General features: G+C 58.4%; 21 protein-coding genes. 11 read left to right on the top strand and 10 right to left on the bottom strand.

Annotated elements, in window-relative coordinates; all coding sequences use genetic code 11:
• Positions 1-172: 172 nt before the first annotated feature.
• From CL546_RS13675 to yrfG, 4 genes are all read right to left on the bottom strand, one after another.
• The gene (locus CL546_RS13675) at positions 173-1,714 is read right to left on the bottom strand and encodes a phosphoenolpyruvate carboxykinase (RefSeq protein ID WP_290495909.1); all 1,542 of its coding nucleotides are present in this window, start codon (positions 1,712-1,714) and stop codon (positions 173-175) included.
• Positions 1,715-2,047: 333 nt separating this feature from the next.
• Positions 2,048-2,902 (bottom strand): Hsp33 family molecular chaperone HslO, encoded by an 855-nt coding sequence (hslO, locus tag CL546_RS13670; RefSeq protein WP_290495907.1) that lies wholly within the window; start codon positions 2,900-2,902, stop codon positions 2,048-2,050.
• Between the two features lie 45 nt (positions 2,903-2,947).
• Positions 2,948-3,334, bottom strand: coding sequence for an RNA-binding S4 domain-containing protein (locus tag CL546_RS13665; RefSeq protein WP_290495905.1), 387 nt, complete (start codon positions 3,332-3,334; stop codon positions 2,948-2,950).
• Positions 3,335-3,355: 21 nt separating this feature from the next.
• Positions 3,356-4,009, bottom strand: coding sequence for a GMP/IMP nucleotidase (gene yrfG / locus CL546_RS13660; protein WP_290495903.1), 654 nt, complete (start codon positions 4,007-4,009; stop codon positions 3,356-3,358).
• Between the two features lie 50 nt (positions 4,010-4,059).
• Here yrfG and nudE point away from each other — a divergent pair, with 50 nt between their 5' ends.
• The 3 genes from nudE (at position 4,060) to CL546_RS13645 (ending at position 6,573) form a co-directional block, all read left to right on the top strand.
• A complete protein-coding gene (nudE, locus tag CL546_RS13655; protein WP_290495901.1) occupies positions 4,060-4,608 on the top strand; it encodes an ADP compounds hydrolase NudE in 549 nt (182 codons plus the stop codon).
• Between the two features lie 60 nt (positions 4,609-4,668).
• A complete protein-coding gene (gene cysQ / locus CL546_RS13650) occupies positions 4,669-5,484 on the top strand; it encodes a 3'(2'),5'-bisphosphate nucleotidase CysQ (RefSeq protein WP_290495898.1) in 816 nt (271 codons plus the stop codon).
• Between the two features lie 207 nt (positions 5,485-5,691).
• Positions 5,692-6,573, top strand: a complete 882-nt coding sequence (locus CL546_RS13645; RefSeq protein ID WP_290495895.1) for an alpha/beta hydrolase — start codon at positions 5,692-5,694, stop codon at positions 6,571-6,573.
• 29 nt (positions 6,574-6,602) lie between these two features.
• On the opposite strand, the gene CL546_RS13640 is transcribed toward CL546_RS13645, so the two are convergent.
• Positions 6,603-6,845, bottom strand: coding sequence for a hypothetical protein (locus CL546_RS13640; protein ID WP_290495893.1), 243 nt, complete (start codon positions 6,843-6,845; stop codon positions 6,603-6,605).
• A 243-nt stretch (positions 6,846-7,088) separates the two neighbouring features.
• Here CL546_RS13640 and CL546_RS13635 point away from each other — a divergent pair, with 243 nt between their 5' ends.
• Entirely contained in the window at positions 7,089-7,421 is a 333-nt protein-coding gene (locus CL546_RS13635) for a hypothetical protein (RefSeq protein ID WP_290495891.1), read from the top strand.
• A 210-nt stretch (positions 7,422-7,631) separates the two neighbouring features.
• Entirely contained in the window at positions 7,632-9,131 is a 1,500-nt protein-coding gene (locus CL546_RS13630; protein WP_290495889.1) for a flavin-containing monooxygenase, read from the top strand.
• Between the two features lie 145 nt (positions 9,132-9,276).
• Here the strand turns inward: CL546_RS13630 and CL546_RS13625 are convergent, their stop codons facing one another.
• The 3 genes from CL546_RS13625 to CL546_RS13615 all read right to left on the bottom strand — a co-directional run bounded on the left by CL546_RS13625 (position 9,277) and on the right by CL546_RS13615 (position 11,533).
• Positions 9,277-10,242, bottom strand: coding sequence for an NAD(P)H-dependent flavin oxidoreductase (locus CL546_RS13625; protein ID WP_290495887.1), 966 nt, complete (start codon positions 10,240-10,242; stop codon positions 9,277-9,279).
• Positions 10,243-10,369: 127 nt separating this feature from the next.
• Entirely contained in the window at positions 10,370-10,858 is a 489-nt protein-coding gene (locus CL546_RS13620; protein WP_290495885.1) for a DUF4282 domain-containing protein, read from the bottom strand.
• Between the two features lie 54 nt (positions 10,859-10,912).
• Positions 10,913-11,533, bottom strand: coding sequence for a TetR/AcrR family transcriptional regulator (locus CL546_RS13615; RefSeq protein ID WP_290495883.1), 621 nt, complete (start codon positions 11,531-11,533; stop codon positions 10,913-10,915).
• 180 nt (positions 11,534-11,713) lie between these two features.
• Between CL546_RS13615 and CL546_RS13610 the strand changes: the two genes are divergently transcribed.
• From CL546_RS13610 to CL546_RS13600, 3 genes are all read left to right on the top strand, one after another.
• Complete coding sequence (locus CL546_RS13610) at positions 11,714-12,640, top strand: ferritin-like domain-containing protein (protein ID WP_290495881.1); 927 nt, start codon at positions 11,714-11,716, stop codon at positions 12,638-12,640.
• Positions 12,641-12,715: 75 nt separating this feature from the next.
• Positions 12,716-14,269, top strand: a complete 1,554-nt coding sequence (locus CL546_RS13605) for a flavin-containing monooxygenase (protein WP_290495880.1) — start codon at positions 12,716-12,718, stop codon at positions 14,267-14,269.
• A gap of 267 nt (positions 14,270-14,536) precedes the next feature.
• The gene (locus tag CL546_RS13600) at positions 14,537-16,441 is read left to right on the top strand and encodes a choice-of-anchor I family protein (protein ID WP_290495878.1); all 1,905 of its coding nucleotides are present in this window, start codon (positions 14,537-14,539) and stop codon (positions 16,439-16,441) included.
• A 183-nt stretch (positions 16,442-16,624) separates the two neighbouring features.
• On the opposite strand, the gene CL546_RS13595 is transcribed toward CL546_RS13600, so the two are convergent.
• Positions 16,625-16,936: a DUF1244 domain-containing protein gene (locus tag CL546_RS13595; RefSeq protein ID WP_290495876.1), complete on the bottom strand. Its 312-nt coding sequence runs from the start codon at positions 16,934-16,936 to the stop codon at positions 16,625-16,627.
• 215 nt (positions 16,937-17,151) lie between these two features.
• On the bottom strand, positions 17,152-18,741 hold the full coding sequence (locus CL546_RS13590; protein ID WP_290495874.1) for an ABC-F family ATPase: 1,590 nt from the start codon (positions 18,739-18,741) through the stop codon (positions 17,152-17,154).
• Between the two features lie 199 nt (positions 18,742-18,940).
• On the opposite strand from CL546_RS13590, the gene CL546_RS13585 reads away from it, so the two are divergent.
• The 3 genes from CL546_RS13585 to hemH all read left to right on the top strand — a co-directional run bounded on the left by CL546_RS13585 (position 18,941) and on the right by hemH (position 21,489).
• Complete coding sequence (locus CL546_RS13585) at positions 18,941-19,726, top strand: hypothetical protein (RefSeq protein ID WP_290495872.1); 786 nt, start codon at positions 18,941-18,943, stop codon at positions 19,724-19,726.
• A 102-nt stretch (positions 19,727-19,828) separates the two neighbouring features.
• The gene (locus tag CL546_RS13580; protein WP_290495870.1) at positions 19,829-20,230 is read left to right on the top strand and encodes an acyl-CoA thioesterase; all 402 of its coding nucleotides are present in this window, start codon (positions 19,829-19,831) and stop codon (positions 20,228-20,230) included.
• 176 nt (positions 20,231-20,406) lie between these two features.
• On the top strand, positions 20,407-21,489 hold the full coding sequence (hemH, locus tag CL546_RS13575; protein ID WP_290495868.1) for a ferrochelatase: 1,083 nt from the start codon (positions 20,407-20,409) through the stop codon (positions 21,487-21,489).
• The last annotated feature ends 65 nt before the right edge of the window (positions 21,490-21,554 follow it).

The following is a 21,554-nucleotide window of genomic DNA, read 5'->3' as shown; positions in this document are numbered from 1 at the left end:
TGTCATGTCCAATTGTCGCATGGTATTACGACTTGTTGGGGGCAGGGCCGCACTTTCGGCCTGCCTCGCGACGCGTTTTGCGTGAGTGGTGAGTCACCGCCTTTACTAACAAAGAAGGCGCCCATAAGGCGCCTTCCATGTATTGCCTGCAGCGTAAAGCCTGCGGCGTCCGTTACGCCTTGGGGCCGGCTGCGCGGATCTCGTCGGACACATCCGCGTACTTGTCAGCGAAGTTCTTTTGGAACTGCTCTGCCAGGTCGCGGGCGCGTGCTTCGTAGTTTTCCGGGTTGGCCCAGGTCTTCTTGGGTTGCAGCAGGTTGCTGTCTACACCGGAAACGGCTTTGGGCACGTCCAGGTTGATGATGTCTAGGTGCTCGGTTTCCGCATTGTCCAGTTCGCCGGACAGGATCGCGTTGACCACGCCACGGGTAGTGGGAATGCTGAAACGCTCGCCTTCACCGAAGGGGCCACCGGTCCAGCCGGTATTCACCAGGTAAACGGTGGAGCCGAACTCTTCCATGCGCTTGATCAGCAGCTCGGCGTACTCGCCGGCACGACGGGGGAAGAACGGAGCGCCAAAGCAGGTGGAGAAGGTGCTCTTGATACCGCCGCCGGAACCCATTTCGGTGGAGCCGACCAGGGCGGTGTAGCCGCTCAGGAAGTGGTACGCCGCCGCTTCCTTGGACAGCTTGGACACGGGCGGCAGAACGCCGGTCAGGTCGCAGGTCAGGAAGATGATGTGCTTGGGCTCGCCGGCACGGTTTTCGTCGACTTTCTTGTCGATGTTTTCCAGCGGGTAGGCGGCACGGGTGTTCTGGGTGAGAGACACATCGGCGTAGTCGGCGGTACGGTTGTCGTCGATGATGACGTTTTCCAAGACCGCGCCGAATTTGATGGCGTCCCAGATCACCGGCTCGTTTTTCTGGCTCAGGTCGATGCACTTGGCGTAGCAGCCGCCTTCGATATTGAAGACCACGTCCTTGCCCCAGCCGTGCTCGTCATCACCGATCAGGTAACGGTTCGGGTCGGCGGACAGGGTGGTTTTACCGGTGCCGGACAGGCCGAAGAACAGGGCTACATCGCCGTCTTCGCCCACGTTGGCGGAACAGTGCATGGGCAGCACGTCTTTTTCCGGCAGCAGGAAGTTCTGCACGGAGAACATGGCTTTCTTCATTTCACCGGCGTAACGCATGCCGGCAATCAGAATCTTGCGCTGGGCGAAGTTGAGAATCACGCAGCCGTCAGAGTTGGTGCCGTCACGCTCCGGGTCACACTGGAAGTGCGGGGCGTGGAGGATCTGCCATTCTTCCTTGCTGCGCGGGTTGTACTTCTCCGGGCGGATGAACATGGTGTTGGCAAACAGGTTGTGCCACGCGGTTTGCGCGGTCACTTTCACGGCCAGGTAGTGATCAGTGTCGGCGCCGACGTGCAGGTGGGAAATAAAGGCGTCGCTTTCGGCAACGGCCGCGGTAACGCGGTCCCACAGGGCGTCAAATTTATCGCTGTCGATGGGGCGGTTAATGGCGCCCCAATGGATGTGCTCGCTGGTGCTCGGCTCGTCAACAATGTAACGGTCCATCGGCGAGCGGCCGGTGCGATGACCGGTTTCCACTACCAGGGCGCCGTTATCGGCCAGGCGGCCTTCGTTACGCTGAACAGCCAGCTCTACCAGCTGGGCCGGGCTGAGGTCGTTATAAACAATCGGATCGGTCATGGTTATTCCTGGGCTTGTGGCCGTGCGGTTACAGCGGGTATGGCCGTGCAACCTTCAAGTTCGCATTGCGGATACACAGTGCCGGTCTCGTGCCCGGACAGAGACCGGACAAGACCAATAAGGGACCAGTAGTGGCGCCACTGATCAGCACAGGCGCGCGATTATGCCAGAAAAGAGAATCAGTGGCGATTCCCCATCGGACCATGCGGTCACGGCGCCAGAGGCAGTTAATAATGGATAGTGAATAGTTGCGCGGGGCGGCTAGGCCTTGCCTCTTGTGTTTCAGGTCAGACAGAACAAAACCGCGAGTTGTTAGTTATTCATTATTAACTATTAATTGCCTTCCCGGATCATCTCCGCCAGATCCACGGCATCAAAATGCTCCTGGTTGCGGCAGAAATCGCAGGTCAGCGTTACCTCGCCGTCCTCGTCCAGCAATTGCTGTAGCTCCTGGTTGCCCAGCGAGATCAGCGCATTGCGGTTACGGTCCCGGGAGCAGGTGCAGCCGAATTGCAGGGGCTGGGCCTCGGGGAGCTGGGGTGGGGTGTCGTGGAACAGCCGGTGCAGGATAGTCTGGTCATCCAGGTTCAGTAGCTCTTCCATCTGCAGGGTGCTGGCCAGGGCCTCCAGGTGCTGCCACATCTGGGTGTTGCCGTCGGTGGTAGCAAGTTGATTGGGGAGACGTTGCAGTAGCAGGCCGGCGGCGCGGTTGTTGCCACTGGCCAGCCACAGGCGGGTGGGCAGCTGTTCCGATTGCTGGAAATAGCCCTGCAGGCATTCGGCCAGAGTATCGCCGCTGAGCGGGACGATGCCCTGGTACTGGCGGCCTTGTTCCGGGGTGATGGTGATGACCATGGTGCCTTCGCCGATCAGTGTCTGAATGTCGCCGTGGTTCCAGTCCTGTCCGTCGCTGTGGCGGGCCAGGGCACGCAGCTCGCCATCATGGGTGCACTCGGCCAGCAGCAGAGATACCGGGCCCTTGCCCTGGGCCTGCAGGGCCAGCCGCCCCTTGAATTTGAGAGTGCTGGCCAGCAGAGCCACCGCCGCGACGGCCTCGCCAATCAGCCCCTGTACGGCCAGCGGGTAGCTGTGGCCTTCAAGGATACGGCTGACGCTGCTTTCTACCTGTACCAGTTCGCCACGAATGTCGGAGTCGGGGAAAAGGAAGCGCTGCTTGTGGTCTTGCATGATGATGTCCTGAGGTTGATCGCGGTGACGCCACCGTGAAAATCGTTATTCCAGATTGTCTCGTTTGAAGCGCTGGATATCCCGGCGTTCCTTTTTACTGGGTTTGTGGTCCGGGGCGGCGGTAGCGGCCCGGGCGAGTTTTCGCTGCTCGCTGTTCATTTCCCGTTTGGCCACGCTTTGCGGGGTTTCTTCATAGAGCGTCTGGGCCACCTTCGCCGGGCCGCGCTTGCTGCTCAGGTCGCGGACGATGACCTCGAAATGTTCCGTGCCCTTGGTGATGGTCACCGTCTGGCCGGGTTGCACCGCCTTGCTGGGCTTGGTGCGGCTGCCATCGATATGGATCTTGCCGCCTTCGACGGCGGTTTTGGCCAAAGTGCGGGTCTTGAAGAACCGGGCGGCCCAGAGCCAGGAGTCTATGCGTACGCTTTCCATCGGTTTCTCCGGAGCTGGCCGTCAGGGCAGCACGGCCAGGAAGTCATCAATGGCCGGAAACGGGTCCGTATCAAGCCGTTTGGGCAGGCTGGAATCCGGGTGCAGAATGCTCACCGGCTGGCCAATGCCGTATTGCCGGGCGCTGTGCAATACCGGCAGGGAGTCGTCCACCAGCAGCGCGCGGGCCCGGTCGAAAGGCAGGTGCCGCTGTAGATGCTGCCAGAACGCCTGGGCCTCCTTGGGGTGGCCATAGTCATGGCTGGACACCAATTCGTCGAAATACTGGTCAATGCCGGTGCGTTCGAGCTTTAAGTGCAGTGCATCGCGGTGGGCATTGGTGACCATGATCACTTGCTTGCCCGAGCCCTGAAGCTTTTGCAGAAAGGCTTCTGCTCCCGGCCGCACGGAGATGCGGTCGCCAGCGGCTCTTTTCAAGCCGGCAATTTCCAGGCCGAGCTCGGCGGTCCAGAAATCCAGACAGTACCAGTTCAGGGTGCCTTGGTGGCTGGTGATCCAGTCGTGGATAATGCGGTTGGCCTCGGTCTGCTCCAGCCCCCGTTGCCGGGCGTAGCAGTCGGGCACGTGTTGTTGCCAGAACCAGTTGTCAAATTGCAGGTCCAGTAGCGTGCCGTCCATATCCAGCAGCACGGTGTCGACGGAATGCCAGTCAATCATGAATTTCCTGCGTGTTCGGGTTAGTCTTGCCACGGTTATCAGAGGTGATTATGGATGAGAAACCGGAGATTCTCGACACCCGGCTGATTGCAAAGAGCCGGTTGTTCGGGATTGAGGAGCTGCACCTGCGCTTCACCAATGGCGTTGAGCGCACCTATGAGCGGCTGCGGACCCCGCCCATTGCGGCGGTGATGATGGTGCCGCTGCTGGATGACGACACCGTGGTGATGATTCGGGAGTATGGCGCTGGCACGGAAAGCTACGAGTTGACCCTGCCCAAGGGGGCCTGCGAACACGGCGAAGACTGGCGCGATGCGGCCAACCGGGAATTGAAGGAAGAAGCCGGATACGGCGCCAAGCGTCTGAGCCTGATGAAAGAGCTCACCTTGTCACCGGGGTATATGGGGCATCGCATCAAAGTGGTGCTGGCAGAAGACCTGTACGAAGAATCCTTGCCGGGAGATGAGCCGGAAGAACTGGAAGTGGTGACCTGGAAGTTGTCCGAGATTGATCGCCTGATCGAGCGCGAGGATGTGAGCGAAGCTCGGGTGATCGCCGCGCTGTTGATGACCAAGCGGCTGCTGGAACAACGTCGATAATTGAGCTGTAGGAGCGGCGCTCCTACAGGTGCCAAAATCTGAATCACAGGAAATGTGTAAATGACCGACTTTAATGCCCTGTTGGACCCGCTTGCCGAGATTGCCCGTGAAGCGGGACGAGCGATCCTTGATGTCTACGAGCGCGATGACCTGGGTGTGGAAACCAAGGATGACAAGTCACCGATTACCGAGGCGGACCTGGCGGCGCACAAGATTATTGAAGCCCGTTTGCAGGCGCTGACCCCGGAGATTCCCGTTTTCTCTGAGGAGTCCGGCGGTATCGCCTATGCCGATCGCAAGGACTGGCCCCGTTTCTGGCTGGTAGACCCTTTGGATGGAACCAAGGAATTCATCAAGCGAAACGGTGAGTTCACCGTCAATATTGCGCTGGTGGAGGGTGATACCCCGGTGCTGGGTGTGGTGCATGTGCCGGTAACGGCGGTGACCTACCTGGGCGGCAAAGACGTGGGTGCCTTCAAAGAGCACAACGGTGAGCGTGGGGCGATTCAATGCCGTGAGCGCACCACGCCGGTGGTGATGGTGGCGAGCCGTAGCCATGGTGGCGTGGCGGTGGAAAAGCTGGAAGCCTTTATCCGTGAAGAAGTGGGCGAGGTGGAGCGCGCCTCCATGGGGTCGTCGCTGAAGCTGTGCCTGGTGGCGGAAGGTAGCGCGGACATTTACCCGCGCCTGGCGCCCACCAGCGAGTGGGATACCGCTGCGGCCCACGCGGTGGTGACGGCTGCGGGCGGGGTGGTGGTGAACACCGCCTTTGAGCCGCTGCAGTACAACAAGGAAGACATTCTCAATCCACACTTTCTGGTGCTGGGACAGAGCATTGAAGAATGGCGCTTTATCGCCCCGGTGATAAGCGCTTGATGACTGGGGGCTGGATGCCAGGTGCCGGACGCATGACGCTAAAGACGAGAATCTAAAGATCGGGTTGATGTCGTTGGCCTAACAGCCGCGTAGGCGTAGCAGGGCGTGGCGCAATGCCGTAAAAACGGCGGCGATGCCTTGCCGGTATTTCAACCCTGCAGGTTTATTGTTGGCATCAGGCATCAGCTAGACAATGAAGGAGTTTCCATGAACGCAATGCGTGAATTACGTTTCGTCAGTGAGGGGCAATCCTGCCGGGGCGATCTGTATCTGCCCGAGGGGGAAGGGCCTTTCCTGACGGTGGTCATGGGGCACGGGTTTGGCCTCACCAAAGAATGCGGTTTGGCGCCGTTTCGCGACGCTTTTGTCGAGGCCGGTTACGCGGTGTTCCTGTTCGACTACCGTCACTTCGGCGAAAGTGAAGGGATGCCGCGTCAGGTGTTGTTGCCCCACCGGGAAGTGGCGGACTGGCAAGCGGCCCTGGCCTGTGTGCGCAAGCTTGAAGAAGTGGATAACCAACGCATCGTCCTGTGGGGTACCTCTTTTGGCGGGGGGCTGGTTACTGCCGTGGCTGCCCGGGAGCCGGTGGCCGGCATTATTGCCCAGTGCCCGATGATGGACGGCATGGCGTCGGTGCTGGAGGTGATCCGTTATGCGGGCATCGGACAGGCGCTGAAAATGACCGGCATCGGCCTGTGGGATGTGGGCAGCAGTGCGTTGGGGCTGGGGCCCAAAATGCTGCCTTCGGCGGGGCGCCCCGGAGAGCTGGCCGCCATGTCCAGCCACGACGCCTATGACGGTTATACCGCGCTGATGCCGGCGCATGTGCCCAATGAAGTCGCGGGGCGCATTGCCCTGGCGTTGCCGCTATTCCGGCCTGTGACCCAGGCCAGCAAGGTAACCTGCCCGGCGCTGATTCTGATTTGTGAAACCGATACCGTGGCGCCGGCCAGTGCCGCAGAAAAAGCGGCCGCAGCCATGGCAAGGCCCAGTGTGAAGCGCTACCCGGTGGGCCATTTTGATATCTATCAGGGCGAAGCCCGGGAAATCAGCCTGGCAGATCAGCTGGCGTTCTTGCGGGGCCTTTGAAGGCTAAAACGAAGCGTAATTCGACGGCCCTAAAAAGGCAGCAGGGCTACCCAGTCCTGAGACAGCTGGTTGGACATCATTACCGCGCTGGTCGCCACCAGGCTCAGGTTGATGGCAGGCAGCACAAGGCCGATGGCCAGCAGGTTAATGGCGCTGGGTTGCCGGATGCGACCGCTCCATAGCACCAGACTGATCAGCACTGCGCAGGAAAAGGGAATCCAGAGCCAGGGGTGTGATCCGGCGGTATGCCACAGGTTTTCCAAATTGAACATGCCAGTACCCATTTCGTTATTGTCATTGGCGGGCCGGATTCACCAGCGTCCGCGTGGCCTCCCCCGAGGTCAGGTTGGGAGTATGCCCATCCACTTATGTAACCAGTGTGTTAAAGATCACAAAAAATAATGGCACTTTGACATTGGTTCTGACGTGCCAGATTTCTATGAAAATCAATGAGTAATGCTGATATGCATATAAATGATCGGAGTGAGGCGGGCTGGCGACAAAGGGGGAGTCGCGTGGCGTGGTGGCTGGGGCGGGGAGCCTTGTTGCTGAGTGTGGTGGCAACGGTGCGTGCCGGTGATTTCAACTACTCTGCGGAACAGTTTGCCTTGATCGCCGGTTATGAATCCTGTGTTCGCCAGCTGGCTTCGAATCTGGGCAGTGATCAGCGCGACGCGCTGACCGACAAATTGTTGCGGGGTAAGGGCATCAGCTATCAACCGCGCCGGGTAGAGAATGATCGGCGGCTGTGGGCTTACCCGGAATATGCCGCCCAGCGCCGCACCCAGAGCTATATGATCCAGGCCTTCAAGCAGGATTGCCTGGAGCAGAACGCCGGACGTTACTGATCGCCGGGGCGCAGTGTTTCTGCCGGTTGTGTCCTTTTCTCGTCCGTAGCGGCACTTTTTCCGGGCTCCAGAGCCAATTAACGGCCTATTTTGGCCTTTTCTCATACCCTGCAGTACGGCTATTCTGTCACTTATTCAATTGTGCCATTGAGCGATGTCAATGTTTGCACTGCGAGGATCAGGCAGCCTGAGAGGCTGGAGGTAGAGAATATGTCCAATAAACACGTTGATGTACTGATTGTTGGTGCCGGCCTTTCCGGCATTGGTGCCGCTTGTCATTTGACCCGCAAGGCGCCGAATCGCACCTACGCGATTCTTGAGCGCCGTGAGCGCATTGGCGGGACATGGGATTTGTTCAAGTACCCAGGTATTCGCTCTGATTCCGACATGTTTACCCTGGGCTACAGCTTTCGCCCCTGGACGGAACCAAAGGTTCTGGCGGATGGCAATTCGATTCGCCAATACGTGGAAGACACCGCAGAAGAGTACGGCGTCAAAAAACATATCCGTTTTGGTCGCAAGGTGATCACGGCGAACTGGTCCAGTGCGGACAACCAGTGGGTGGTGGAAACCACCAACGAGAAAACCGGCGAACAGGAAATCTTCACCGCCAACTTCCTGTTCTCTTGCAGTGGTTACTATAACTACGACGAAGGCTACAAACCGGACTTCCCCGGTGAGAAGGACTTCAAGGGTCAGGTTATTCACCCGCAACACTGGCCGGAAAACCTGGACTATAAAGGCAAGAAAGTCGTGGTGATCGGCTCTGGTGCGACGGCCGTAACGCTGGTGCCGGCCTTGGCCAAAGAAGGCGCGAAGGTCACCATGCTGCAACGGTCGCCGACATACATTGCCACGGTGCCGGAAGTGGATCCGATCTCTGTGGGCATGCGCCGTTTCATGCCGGAGATGATGGTCTATCGGTTGGCTCGCGCCCGCAATATTGGTATTCAGCGTCTGGTGTTCAAGCTGTCCAAGCAGCGCCCGAAACTGGTTCGCCGTGCCTTGCTGGCGGCGGCCAAGCGTCAGCTGGGCGATGATGTGGATATGACGCATTTCCGTCCCAGTTATAACCCCTGGGATGAGCGTCTGTGTGCCGTGCCTAACGGTGATTTGTTCAAGACTCTGCGCCGCGGTGAGGCTGAGGTTGTGACCGATCATATCGAGCGGTTCACCAAAACCGGCATCCTGCTCAAGTCCGGGCAAGAGCTGGAAGCGGATATCATCATTACCGCCACGGGCCTGAATATTCAGATGCTCGGCGGTGTAGAAGGCACCATTGATGGCAAACCGGTGGAGCCACGTGAAGCTCTGGTCTACAAGGGTATGATGCTGCGCGATGTGCCCAATATGGCGCTGGTGTTCGGTTACACCAACTCATCCTGGACCCTGAAAGCGGATCTGGTTTGTGAGTATGTGTGCCGCTTGCTCAACCATATGGAAAAGACCGGTGCGCAGACGGTGACCCCCCGTGACAAAGATAACTGCATCACCGACGAGAATTTCCTCGGCATGCAGTCCGGTTATATTCAGCGCGCCAATGACCGCTTGCCGCGTCAGGGCTCCAAGCAGCCGTGGATGGTGGTACAGAACTACATGGTCGATCTGCCCAAGCTGCGTTTTGGTGCCATTGATGATGGCATTCTGGAGTTCGATAACTATCAGCCGGTGAAAAAGAAAGGGCTGGTGGCGTCGTTGCTGGGATCCTGAATAAAAGTTAAAAGTTAAAAGTTAAAAAGAAGAGCGAGATTAAGTGCAGGGGCTGCCCGACCGGGCAGCTACCCCGCACTTATCAATAAAAAGGCCGCACCCGGTAAAGGGTGCGGCCTTTTTATTTTCTCTTTCTGCGTCGCGCTCACTTCCAGGGCAGTGCTTCCATGCGCTGGCGAGCGGCGGAGTATTCCCGTTTCAGGCGTGCAATCAGATCGGCAGCCGGGCCGACTTTCTTCACCGCTCCGATGCCCTGGCCGCTGCCCCAGATATCTTTCCAGGCTTTGGAGCTACCATCACCGAAATCCATTTTGGACGGATCGCTTTCCGGCAGATTTTCCGGGTCCAGGCCTGCCGCTTCAATGGAATTGCGCAGGTAATTGCCGTGGACGCCGGTGAACAGGTTGGAATAGATAATGTCGTTGGCGCTGCCGTCCACGATGGACTGTTTGTAGCGCTCATCTGCGTTGGCTTCATCGGTGGCGATAAAGGCGGAGCCGATGTAGCCCAGGTCGGCGCCCATGGCCTGGGCGGCCAGCACGGAGTCGCCAGTGGCAATGGCGCCGGACAGCAGTAGCGGGCCGTCGAACCATTCACGGATTTCCTGAACCAGCGCCAGTGGCGACAGGGTGCCGGCATGGCCGCCTGCGCCTGAGGCCACGGCGATCAGGCCATCGGCGCCTTTCTCGATGGCTTTCTTGGCGAAGAAGTTATTGATGATGTCGTGGAACACCAGGCCGCCATAGCTGTGGATGGCCTCGTTCACATCTACCCGGGCACCCAGGGAGGTGATCACGATGGGCACCTTGTACTTCACGCACATTTCCAGGTCGTGCTCCAGCCGGTTATTGGACTTGTGCACAATCTGGTTGACCGCGAACGGGGCGGCAGGCTTGTCAGGGTTGGCCTGGTTCCAGGCATCCAGTTCTTCGGTAATGCGTTTGAGCCACACTTCCAGTTCTTCCGCAGGGCGGGCATTCAGGGCAGGAAAAGAGCCAACAATGCCGGCTTTGCACTGGGCAATGACCAGGTCCGGGTTGGACACAATGAACATGGGCGATGCCACAACGGGCAGCTGCAGACTGTTTTGCAGGGAGGCGGGTAGGGCCATGGGAACTCCTCAACTCTCACGGTGAGCGCCACCGGGAAAAGGCGGGGCGCTTTCAGGCCCACAATAGTGCGGTATGCATCGGGGTATGTCAGCACCGGGAAACGACAATCTTGGCGCTGATCCGGACTTATTTTTCCGGGTGCCCCCGAAACGCATTGAGCAAACGGCTGGGCAGTCCGGCGGAGCGCAGAAAAGGGCGAACGTGCATGAGGGTTTCGTGGATATCATTCACATGGCCGGTCAATCCGTCCACATGATCGGTAATGCCGTCCACCCGGACGGATAAATCAGCGACCTGCCCGGGCAGGGCATCCATGCGTTCGATGATGCGCATGATGCGGTGCGCCATGATCATGTATTCCAGTGCTGCGCGGATCACCGCCACGCTGACCAGCAGCGCCAGCGGGGCGATGGCGGTGGCGATGATGCCCGCCAGCGTGGAGAACCAGAAGCACAGGCCGACCACACTGGCCACCACGACCAGCGCCCCGACAATCAGCAGCAGATAGAACAGCGGCATCAGCTGCATGGTCAGGTAACGGTTGAAGCGCCAATCCGCCAAATTGGGAATGCGCGATGTTCCAGAGGGGGGTGTTTCCGGATTGGGCGTCCGCATGGTGCCTCCTGGTTTTATTGTTGGTTGTGGCGTTCGATTTCGGGTCCCGTGGTGCTATTGCGTGGCGTTGCTCGCCCCCACTTTGTGTTCCGCGTAACTGGCCAGAAAATCGCCGAATACCATGGTGAGCTCCTCAAAACTCTGGGTCGGTTTCTCTTCCGAGAGATGACGAACCACGGTGAAAATCCCGCCATTGATATAGAAATAAGCCACCGCCGGAATATTGGGCATGCGCAACAATTCCGGGTGGTGCATCAGGTACTGGGTAAACAGATCCATCAGGGCGCGATTAATAGGCGCCTGGTGCATCACCATGTCCTGACTGAAGGCGTGGCGGGCACACTTCAGATACAGCTGATTGTTCTCTTCGAGAAAATCCCGAAAGGTAAACAGTAGTTTGCTCACCGCGTCGCGGATATTCATTCGTACCAGTTCCGGAATCAGCGGTTTGATCATGGCCACCGTATCGTCCACGAAGCGGGCGCCAGCGGCAGTAAAGATGGCGTCCTTATCCTCGAAGTACTCATACAGGGAACCCACGCCAATGCCGGCAATATCGGCAACCTGGCGTGCCGTGGTGGCGCCAGGGCCCTGCCGGGCAATGGAGATAAGAGCAGCCTCGATGATGGCGTCGACGGTGGCTTTGGAGCGCTGTTGTTTGGGTTTACGTGCCATATCTGTTTCCGAATTGAATCCGAACAAGCATTCGATTTATTGTTACACCGAGCAATGTAACAGTAAAGCCTTGAGCATGCAGCAGCACCCCAAGGCGCTGGATTGCGGTCGGCTGTGCTGCCGCACCGAATTGACCTTAAACCGGCTGGAAATATCGTATCGCGATAACAGGAGAGCATCATGGCTTCTATCGACCTGGACAAAATGCTGGCAAAAATAAAATCCACCCAGTGGGCCCTGTCAGATATCGACTGGGATGCACCTGGCGCGGAACTGATTACCGAAGAGCAGTGGCCAAAGCTGAAAGATTTCATGGCCGACCTGATGTGGATTGAGCATGTGGGCGCAAGAGCTTTTGCGGCCATGGCCAAGAAAGCCCCCACCGACACCCTGCGTGAAATTTATACCTACTTCCATGCGGAAGAGCAGCGTCATGCCAATGCCGAAATGGCATTGATGAAACGCTGGGGCATGCTTGAGGGCGATGAAATCCCCGAGCCAAACATCAACCTGCGTCTGGTGATCGAATGGCTGGACCGTTACAGCGACGAAATGCCGGTTTATGTGTTGGGTACGGTGGTGCCGATGCTGGAGATCGCGCTGGACGGCGCCTTGTGCACCTTCCTTCTTGAGACGGTGAAGGATCCGGTGTGCCATCAGGCCTTTGAGAAAATCAATGACGATGAATCACGCCATTTGGGTGTGGGCTTCAGCGTCATGGAGATGCAAGGCCGGGGGAAAACCTTTATCGGCGCCACCAAAATGCTGGCACCACTACTGGATCCGCGCTTGATGCTGGGCATCGCGTCCTATGTGCCGCTGCTTAACAAAATGCGCGACAACATTATTACCATGGGATTGCCGGAAGAGCGGCTGTATGCCGCCATGGCCAAGTTCGAAAAAATTGGCGGCCGTACCGAAGATGGTCGACGTAATCCCTGGTACCAGGTAATTCGCCAGCACGCCAAGTTTGTGGTGAATCGCAACAACCGTGCCTACCACGTGCCGGTGGATGGCATGGTCAAACTGACCGGCCTGATTCCACGCCGGGCATTGCCGGCGGTGCCTTCCTGGGTAAAAGAGCTGACTTACCAGCCCACTGCTTGATAGCCCACCAACGACCGCTCGCCATGTGGCTGGTGTCCATGGCGAGGCTACCCTGATTGTTGAAGAGATACCGTTATGACTACATCCTCAGCCTCCCCGAAAAAGGCCCCGCGCAAGGTGGCTACCCGTAAGCGCGCTGCCACGGCTAAACGTCCGGCAGCAACGAAAAAGTCCGCGCTCAAACCGGCATCCGTATTGATTGTGGGCGCAGGGTTTGCCGGCCTGGGGATGGCCATTCGTCTCAAACAGGCAGGCATTGAGGATTTTGTGATTCTGGAGCGCGCCAACGCGGTGGGTGGCACCTGGCGCGACAATCAGTATCCGGGCGCAGCCTGTGATATTCCTTCCAATCTTTATTCGTATTCTTTTGCGCCTAACCCGAGCTGGTCGCGCAGCTTTTCAGGCAGCCAGGAAATTCTCGACTATATCCATCACCTGGTGGCCGAGTTCGCACTGGAATCCCACATTCGTTTCGAGAAAAACGTGGAAGACCTGACCTTTGATGAAAAGAAGGGTATGTGGACCGCGACCACCGGCAAGGGCGAGCAGTTTGCTGGCCGCGCCGCCGTCATGGCTCAGGGGCCGTTGTCCAACTGCAGCTTCCCGGCGATTACCGGCCTGGAGGATTTCAAGGGCCACAAGATTCACAGCGCCCGTTGGGACCACGATTATGATTTCAGCGGCAAGAAAGTGGCGGTTATTGGTACCGGCGCCAGCGGTATTCAGATCATCCCCGAGCTGGTGAAACAGGCAAAGCATGTAAAAGTGTTCCAGCGCACCCCGGGCTGGGTCATGCCGCGCCCGGATTTTGCCACGCCGCAGTGGAACAAGAAGCTGTTCGAAAAACTGCCGGCCAGCCAGCAGGCCATGCGCAACCTGCTCTACTGGACGCATGAGAGTATGGCGTTGGCGGTTATCTGGAATTCACCACTGACGCGTATTGCCGAACGAGTGGCGCGTTTGCATTTGCGCCGGCAAGTGAAAGATCGTTGGCTGCGCCGTCAGCTGACGCCGGACTTTACCATCGGCTGCAAGCGTGTGCTGGTGTCCAACGATTACTACCCGGCGCTGCAGAAAGACAATGCGAAACTGATCACCTGGCCCATCGCGCGTCTCAGTGAAAAAGGCATTCGCACAGTGGAAGGCATCGAGCATCAGGTGGATTGCATTGTTTTTGCCACCGGTTTCGATGTTAGCCATTCCGGTACGCCATTCCCGGTGAAAGGACGCAAGGGTCGGGTGCTGGGAGAAGAATGGGAAGGCGGGGCGCAGGCCTACAAGAGCATCAATGTGTCGGGCTATCCGAACCTGTACATGACCTTTGGGCCGAACTCCGGGCCCGGCCATAACTCTGCGCTGGTGTATATGGAGTCCCAGCTGGATTACGCCGTGAAAGGCGTGCAGAAAATTCTTCAGGGCGACCTCAAGATGCTGGACGTGAAAGAAGCGGTTCAACGCAAGCACAACAAGGCCATGCAGAAACGGTTGGCGAAAACCAACTGGAATTCCGGCTGCAAGAGCTGGTATCTCACCGAAGACGGTTTCAACGCCACCATGTACCCCGGGTTCGCCACCCAGTACGCGGCGCAGATGGCCGACTTCGAGGAGAACGATTACGAAACCGCCTGATGTGAATCAGTCTGGTTTCATCCGGTGAACGCGGCCCTGCGTGGCAGGTGCCGCGTTTTTTTATGGCTCATCGCTCAATGCCGGATTACGCCTTTCAGGCTCTTTGTGCCCTTGGGGGGGGATTCGACCTGTGGGACTTATGCTGTCTGTGGTGATCTATGGGCCTGTCATCAGGCCGTCATTTCGTTGTCGTACTGGCTTCATCCTCGCCCTGTAAAACCCTGTGAGCAATCCGTTTGGGGAATATCCACATAACAGGGGAAACCGATGAAGCATTTGTATCTGGGGGCCGGTGTGATTCTGGCCGCGACGCTGAGTGCCTGTGGTGGCGACAGCAATGAGTCTGATGGCGTGGTCGATGAAGCGGTGCGCACACCGGACAGCATCCGGTTGTCCTATGTCAGCCGTTATTCCACGGGCAGTTTTGATGCTTCCGCCGCCGAGATCCCGGCCTATGATGCGGCGAGCAAGCGCCTGTTTGTGGTGAATGCGGAGCAGGGGGAGCTGGATGTACTGGATCTGAGTGACCCGGAGAACCCGGTCAAGATCGATGCGATCAGTGCCGCAGGCATTGCGGCAGGCGCGGAAGTGAACAGCGTTGCGGCCAGCCATGGTCTGGTGGCGGTGGCCATTGAGGCCGACCCGAAAACCGATAACGGTTTTGTGGCGCTGTATCAGGCCAGTGACCTGACCCTGTTGGGGAGTGAGGAAGTGGGTGCCCAGCCAGACATGGTGGCGTTTACCCCGGACGGAACCCGCGTGCTCACCGCCAATGAGGGCGAGCCCAGCGATGATTACCAGACGGACCCGGACGGTTCCATCAGCATCGTGGATTTCAGTGATCCGGCTAACCCGGTGGTGAGCACGGCAGATTTCACTGACTATAACGGTGAAGAAGATGCCCTGCGTAGTCAGGGGGTGCGAATTTATGGGCCAGGCGCTTCTGCATCCCAGGATCTGGAGCCGGAATATATTGCGGTCTCCGCTGATGGCACGACCGCCTGGGTCACCCTGCAAGAGAACAATGCACTGGCAATCATCGATATTGCGACCGCATCAGTGACTGACATCGTTACCCTGGGCGAGACGGATCGTAGCGTCGCTGGTAATGGAATCGACGCCAGCGATGAGGATGGCGTGATCAACATCAAGACCTTTGCCGGGGTGGTGGGGCTGTATCTGCCAGATTCCATCCATGGCTATACCGTTAACGGCAAGACCTACCTGGTGACCGCCAACGAAGGTGATGCCCGTGCCTGGGGCGAGGACAATGATGCCTACTGGGGCGAAGAGGCGGATGAAGATGCGGTGCCGCCGGTAGCCTGTACACCGGATGCCAGCCAGGGTTTTGTTGAAGAGTTTCGGGTGAAACACCTAGTGCACAATAGCGGTTTCGCGCGCCGCTGTGGTGATGACCTGCCGCCTCAGTTGAGCGAGCTGGCCGATGGGGCTTTGCTGGACCCTGCGGTTTTCGGTTACTGCGGTGCTGAAGCGGGCGATTCCGGTGATTGCCGGGAAGATGACGTTCTCGGCCGGCTGAACATCACCTGGACGTTGGGGTATAAAACCAACGCAGATGGCTCCCCGAAAATGTACGACGACGCCGGCGCAGAAGATGCGGTTGCCGGTGATCGCATCATGTATGACACCTTGTACAGCTATGGTGGCCGTTCCTTCTCCATTCGTGATGAGGCGGGTGATCTGGTGTTTGATAGTGGTGACGCCATTGAGCAGTTCCTGGCCAGCGACGATTGCAAGCTGGGCTCCGATCGCTCAATCGATTGTGCCGACTACTTCAACAGCGGTCACGATGAAGGCGATGCCATGGATAGCCGCAGTGATGCCAAGGGGCCGGAACCGGAAGGGCTGACCATCGGTCAAATCGGCGACAAGCATTTCCTGTTCCTGGGGCTGGAGCGCATGGGCGGAGTGCTGGTGTATGACATTACCGACCCGATGGCGCCGGTCTACCAGGATTACCTGAACAGCCGCGAAACCTGGGGTGTGGACCCGGATGCGGGCAACCTGGAAGGGTATGGCGACCTGGGGCCGGAAGGATTGGTGTTCATTCCGGCGGCGGATTCAGCCAATGGCAAGGCGTTGCTGGTAGTGGGGAATGAAGTGAGTGGCACCACGGCAATCTATGAAGTGCAGAGTGTTTTCAACGAATAAAGCGCGGCACTAAAAGCGCAAAGAATGAAGGCGGCCTGCGGGCCGCCTTTTTGCATCATTTCGGTTCCACGGTGGGTGGAGATGCGTGCATCGCGAAGAGGCTTGTCACGCCGCCGTTGTTCGTGATTCAGGCATCACACTTCCCACAAGAATCGAGGGTGTTGGGCGGTATTCTGTCGGCGCTCAGCCTTTTTTTGCCGCCTGCCTGGCCTCAAAGGCCGCCAGCTGTGCTTCGCTGGCAGGCTTCTGGTAGAGCGCTTTCCACTCAGGGAATGGCATGCCGTAGACATACTCCCGGGCGGCATCATAGTCCAATTCCACGTCTTGTTCGGTGGCCGCTTCCATCAGCCACTTGGCCAGACAATTACGGCAAAAATCCGCCAGGATCATCAGGTCGATATTCTGCACGTCCTTGTGTTCATCCAGATGCTGGAGCAGACGGCGAAACGCGGCGGCTTCCATTTCTGTGCGGGTGGTCTGGTCGAGGTCAGTCATGGAGTTATCCTTGTGCTCGTCACCAGATTCGAAGCCGCTGTAGGAGTTCCCTTCCAGGGGACGAATCCGGCGCTTGTTCATATTCGAAAGCGCTTAACGCTAGCCTGTGTGCTGAATAGCAAAGGGCCTTTTAAATCACTTGTCGGCGATGGTCGCGCTGCGCGCGATTCGTCCCCTGGAAGGGAACTCCTACAGACCCCGTCTACGCATTAGTTTCAGGCGTCAGCCTCAATGCTCCGCAGATAGTCGTCGTAATTCCCACTGAAGTCACGAACGCCTTCGGGGGTGATTTCCAGGATGCGAGTAGCCAGCGAGCTGACGAACTCCCGGTCGTGGCTGACAAAGAACAATGTGCCCGGGTAATTTTCCAGTGCCAGGTTCAGCGCTTCAATGGATTCCATGTCCAGGTGATTGGTGGGCTCATCCAGTAACAGCACATTGGGTTGCGTCAGAGTCAGCTTGCCGAACAGCATGCGGCCCTGCTCACCACCGGAAATCACCTTCACGGATTTCAGCACTTCGTCATTGGAAAACAGCATGCGGCCCAGCGCTGCACGGACTGCCTGTTCACCATCGCTGGTCCATTGCGCCATCCAGTCGAACAGGATCATGTCCTGCTCAAAGTCGTGGCTGTGATCCTGGGCAAAGTAACCCAGCTCCGCCGCTTCCGCCCATTTTACCGTGCCGTTATCCGGGGTGAGATCGCCAGCCAGACAGCGCAACAAGGTAGTCTTGCCGATGCCGTTGGGGCCAATGATGGCGACCCGTTCGCCGGCTTCCACTTGCAGGCTCAGGTCCTGGAACAGGGTCAGGTCGTCATAATGTTTGCCCAGCCCTTCCAGGGTAACCGCCTGGCGATGCAGTTTCTTGGTCTGTTCGAAGCGGATGTACGGGCTGATCCGGCTGGAGGGTTTGACCTCTTCCAGCTGGATTTTGTCTATCTGCTTAGCGCGGCTGGTGGCCTGCTTGGCCTTGGACGCGTTGGCCGAGAAGCGGCTGACAAAGCTCTGCAGATCAGCGATTTCCTTTTTCTTCTTGGCGTTGTCCGCATACAGACGGTCACGGGCCGCGGTGGCGGCAGTCATGTACTCGTCGTAGTTACCCGGGAACAGGCGTAGTTCTCCGTAATCCAGATCCGCCATGTGAGTGCATACGCTGTTCAGGAAGTGACGGTCGTGGGAAATGATGATCATGGTGCTGGAGCGGGCCACCAGGATATCTTCCAGCCAGCGAATGGTGTGGATATCCAGATGGTTGGTGGGCTCATCCAGCAGCAGCACGTCCGGGTCGGAGAACAGAGCCTGGGCAAGCAGGACGCGCAGTTTCCAGCCGGGAGCCACGGCGGTCATCGGGCCGGCGTGCTGCTCTTCAGGAATGCCCAGCCCCAGAAGCAGGTCGCCGGCGCGGGCCTCGGCGGTGTAGCCGTCCATCTCCGCGAATTGCATTTCCAGCTCCGCCACGCGCATGCCGTCTTCTTCGCTCATTTCCGGCAGGCTGTAGATGCGGTCGCGTTCGGCCTTCACCGTGGCCAGTTCGCTATGCCCCATGATCACGGTGTCCAACACCGTGTGCTCCTCGAAGGCGAACTGATCCTGGCGCAGCTTGCCAAGGCGATCATTGGGATCCAGCATCACCTGGCCATTGCTGGGCTGCAGCTCGCCGCCGAGAATTTTCATGAAGGTGGATTTGCCGCAGCCGTTGGCGCCGATCAGGCCGTAACGGTTGCCGTTGCCGAATTTGACGGAGACGTTTTCAAACAGCGGCTTGGCGCCGAACTGCATGGTGATGTTCGCGGTAGAGATCAAAAGACTGTCCTGTAACGAGAGGGCGGCCGGGGCGCGCCATCGCCGGCTGCGGGGGTTATCAGCAGGCGGCGGGAAGAAAGAGGCGGCATTGTACCGGCTTGCCGGGCAAAAGGCAGTCCCGCCCGGCGGTCCATCCGGGGTTGAAAAATTGGGCAAAAAGGCGCGTATTAGAAAGGAGAGGCAAGACAGAGAGGGGATTATGAAAACAAAAACGACCCTGGCGGGGGGGGCGGCCATCGTGATGGCGGCGCTTTTCAGTGCAGGCTGTAGCAACAATGCCAGCCATGATTACCTCGAGCAGCAGGTTCAGCGGACCTTGCAGGATAACAATCTGGGGGTTTGGCAGGTTGAATCGCTGGTTCTGGAGGAGGAGCAACAAAAGCGCACGGACAAAGACAGCCCGACCACGACCTATCAATTCAACGTTGCCCTCGTGCTGCAGGAAGATTTGCAGCTGGTCCGCTATGCCGACGCGGACGCCCGTGAACTGGTGGTGACGCCGGGCCCTCGGGCGGGAGAGCAAGTGACGTTGCCTGCGGTGGCGCGGGTAGAGGGGCCGCTGGGGGAGGCGTCCTCCCGGGCGCATGTGAGTCTGCCGCTCACGGATCTGCCGCCGGGCCTGCCGGTATCGCTGCTGCGCGACCGTTTTGCAGACTGGCAGCAGATTGGCGTGGGCAGTGAGGCCTATCAGGCCATGCTGGAGCGTCTGCGCCGCCAGCTGCTTGACGAGCAGAGAGCCCTCACCGAGACCGCCGACCGGTTGCGACGCGGGCGGATGCAGCTGGAGGCCAAGGATGAGGAGCTGAAAGCGCTGGAAGAGGACAGTGCTGGCCAGTCCAGCGGTATGGGAGAGCCCATGGAGCGGCTCAGTGGTGACGTGCAGGCCTTGATGTCCCAGGTGGAGCAGCTTCAGGTGGAGAAGTACACCCGAGAGGATACCGTTAAAAAGCTGCGAGCGGATCTGGACCACCTGCAGGGTAAGTGATCACCGTAGCGGTGTGAGCACAGGGGGGCATGCCGGCAGGATTCGACTTGTGCGGCGCCATGGGTATCATGGCAGGCCCGTTTTACCCACCGGACCCTTGTCATGTTTGAACAAACCGTTACCCCCCGCTTTTATGAAACCGATGCGTTTGGCCATGTGAACAATACGGTTGTTACCGGCTGGTTCGAAACGGGCCGCGCACCGTTGTTCGTGCTTTTTGGCAGAGGGGGCAATCCCGCATCCCTGCCGTTGATCCTCGCCCGAGTCGAGGTCGATTTTGTTGCCCAGATATACTACGGCAGCGACGTGACCCTGCGCACCGGCATTGAGCGCATTGGCAACAGCTCTTTTGTGGTTACCCAGCAGGCCTGGCAGAACGGTGCCCTGGTCGCCCGGGGCCGGGCGGTGCAGGTTTACTTCAATCATGAAAAACAGGCGTCGGCACCGATCCCTGATGACTTCCGTGAGGAGCTGGCTCGCCATGAAGGGGCGTTGCCGGAGTAAACCTTTTCCTATAACAGTTATAGCGCCGAGGGCATGGCGTCCTGACGCAATGCCGCTACACTAGGAATCTCTGAAAAGCGCCTTACCTGCTCGGCTTTTCAGAGGTTCCCTGGCAGGCATGGTGCTTCCCGGGGCGACGCTCCTTTTACCAGAACGGCAACCGCGCGAGACTTTTGATGGCCTATCAGGGACAAGAAAACTTTGATCATCGCCAGCCCCGCAAAATCGGTGTATTGATCACCAATCTGGGCACCCCGGATGCGCCGGAAACCGGGGCCTTGCGCCGCTACCTTCGCGAATTCCTGTCCGATACTCGAGTGGTGGAAATTCCCCGCTTCGTCTGGTTCTTCATCCTCAACCTGGTCATTCTGGTGATTCGCCCGCGCCGTTCTGCCGAGGCCTATAAAGGGGTGTGGACAGAAAGAGGCTCACCGCTTCTGGTGCACAGTCAGGACCAGGCGGATGGTATTCGGGATCGGCTGCAGCAGAAATACGGAGACGGCGTAGTGGTACGCCTTGCCATGCGCTATGGCAACCCGTCCATCGCCAGTCAGTTGCAGGCAATGGAAGATGATGGCGTACGTCAGCTGCTGGTGCTGCCTCTGTATCCGCAGTACTCGGCCTCCACCAACGCGTCCACCTTCGATGCGCTGGCACGGGATTTCATGCAGCGACGTTGGCTGCCTGACTTGCGGTTCGTCAGCCACTACCCGGACTTTGCGCCGTACATTCAGGCCATGGCAGAACATATTCGTGCCTACCGGGAAGCACATGGCAGCGCAGACAAGCTTATCTTTAGCTACCACGGTGTGCCCAAGCGCTTTCTGCTCAAGGGCGATCCGTACTTTTGCGAGTGCCACAAGACCTCCCGGTTACTGGCTGAAGCACTGGGGCTTGCGGATGATCAATGGATGACGACGTTCCAGTCTCGCTTCGGGCGGGAAGAATGGCTGCAGCCCTACACGGATGCCACCTTGAAAGCCCTGCCCGGGCAGGGAGTGAAATCGGTACAGGTCTTCTGTCCCGGCTTCTCCGCAGACTGCCTGGAGACGGTAGAGGAAATCGATGAGGAGAACCGGGGCTACTTTGAGCAGGCCGGTGGTGAATCTTTTGCCTATATCTCTGCCATGAATGCAGAGCCTGTCCATCTGGATGCCCTGACACAACTGATTGAAGATAATCTGCAGGGCTGGCAGCCAGAGGGCAATCAGCCAGCAACCCTGACCGATCGTGCCGCGCGCGCAGAAGCACTGAAATAGCAAGCGGTAACCTGCCTCTCCCCCCTCCCTTTGTTCGCATCTCAGAATTAGCGCTCCTGCATCCC

The sequence above is a fragment of the Alcanivorax sp. genome (assembly GCF_002726155.1).
Taxonomy (GTDB): domain Bacteria; phylum Pseudomonadota; class Gammaproteobacteria; order Pseudomonadales; family Alcanivoracaceae; genus Alcanivorax.
This window is presented reverse-complemented; position numbering and strand designations above follow the sequence as displayed.

Coding starts and splice junctions, on each gene's coding strand:
- CL546_RS13675 (WP_290495909.1), bottom strand. CDS start 1,714: ATGACCGATCCGATTGTTTATAACGACCTCAGCCCGGCCCAGCTGGTA.
- hslO (WP_290495907.1), bottom strand. CDS start 2,902: ATGCAAGACCACAAGCAGCGCTTCCTTTTCCCCGACTCCGACATTCGT.
- CL546_RS13665 (WP_290495905.1), bottom strand. CDS start 3,334: ATGGAAAGCGTACGCATAGACTCCTGGCTCTGGGCCGCCCGGTTCTTC.
- yrfG (WP_290495903.1), bottom strand. CDS start 4,009: ATGATTGACTGGCATTCCGTCGACACCGTGCTGCTGGATATGGACGGC.
- nudE (WP_290495901.1), top strand. CDS start 4,060: ATGGATGAGAAACCGGAGATTCTCGACACCCGGCTGATTGCAAAGAGC.
- cysQ (WP_290495898.1), top strand. CDS start 4,669: ATGACCGACTTTAATGCCCTGTTGGACCCGCTTGCCGAGATTGCCCGT.
- CL546_RS13645 (WP_290495895.1), top strand. CDS start 5,692: ATGAACGCAATGCGTGAATTACGTTTCGTCAGTGAGGGGCAATCCTGC.
- CL546_RS13640 (WP_290495893.1), bottom strand. CDS start 6,845: ATGTTCAATTTGGAAAACCTGTGGCATACCGCCGGATCACACCCCTGG.
- CL546_RS13630 (WP_290495889.1), top strand. CDS start 7,632: ATGTCCAATAAACACGTTGATGTACTGATTGTTGGTGCCGGCCTTTCC.
- CL546_RS13625 (WP_290495887.1), bottom strand. CDS start 10,242: ATGGCCCTACCCGCCTCCCTGCAAAACAGTCTGCAGCTGCCCGTTGTG.
- CL546_RS13620 (WP_290495885.1), bottom strand. CDS start 10,858: ATGCGGACGCCCAATCCGGAAACACCCCCCTCTGGAACATCGCGCATT.
- CL546_RS13615 (WP_290495883.1), bottom strand. CDS start 11,533: ATGGCACGTAAACCCAAACAACAGCGCTCCAAAGCCACCGTCGACGCC.
- CL546_RS13610 (WP_290495881.1), top strand. CDS start 11,714: ATGGCTTCTATCGACCTGGACAAAATGCTGGCAAAAATAAAATCCACC.
- CL546_RS13605 (WP_290495880.1), top strand. CDS start 12,716: ATGACTACATCCTCAGCCTCCCCGAAAAAGGCCCCGCGCAAGGTGGCT.
- CL546_RS13600 (WP_290495878.1), top strand. CDS start 14,537: ATGAAGCATTTGTATCTGGGGGCCGGTGTGATTCTGGCCGCGACGCTG.
- CL546_RS13595 (WP_290495876.1), bottom strand. CDS start 16,936: ATGACTGACCTCGACCAGACCACCCGCACAGAAATGGAAGCCGCCGCG.
- CL546_RS13585 (WP_290495872.1), top strand. CDS start 18,941: ATGAAAACAAAAACGACCCTGGCGGGGGGGGCGGCCATCGTGATGGCG.
- CL546_RS13580 (WP_290495870.1), top strand. CDS start 19,829: ATGTTTGAACAAACCGTTACCCCCCGCTTTTATGAAACCGATGCGTTT.
- hemH (WP_290495868.1), top strand. CDS start 20,407: ATGGCCTATCAGGGACAAGAAAACTTTGATCATCGCCAGCCCCGCAAA.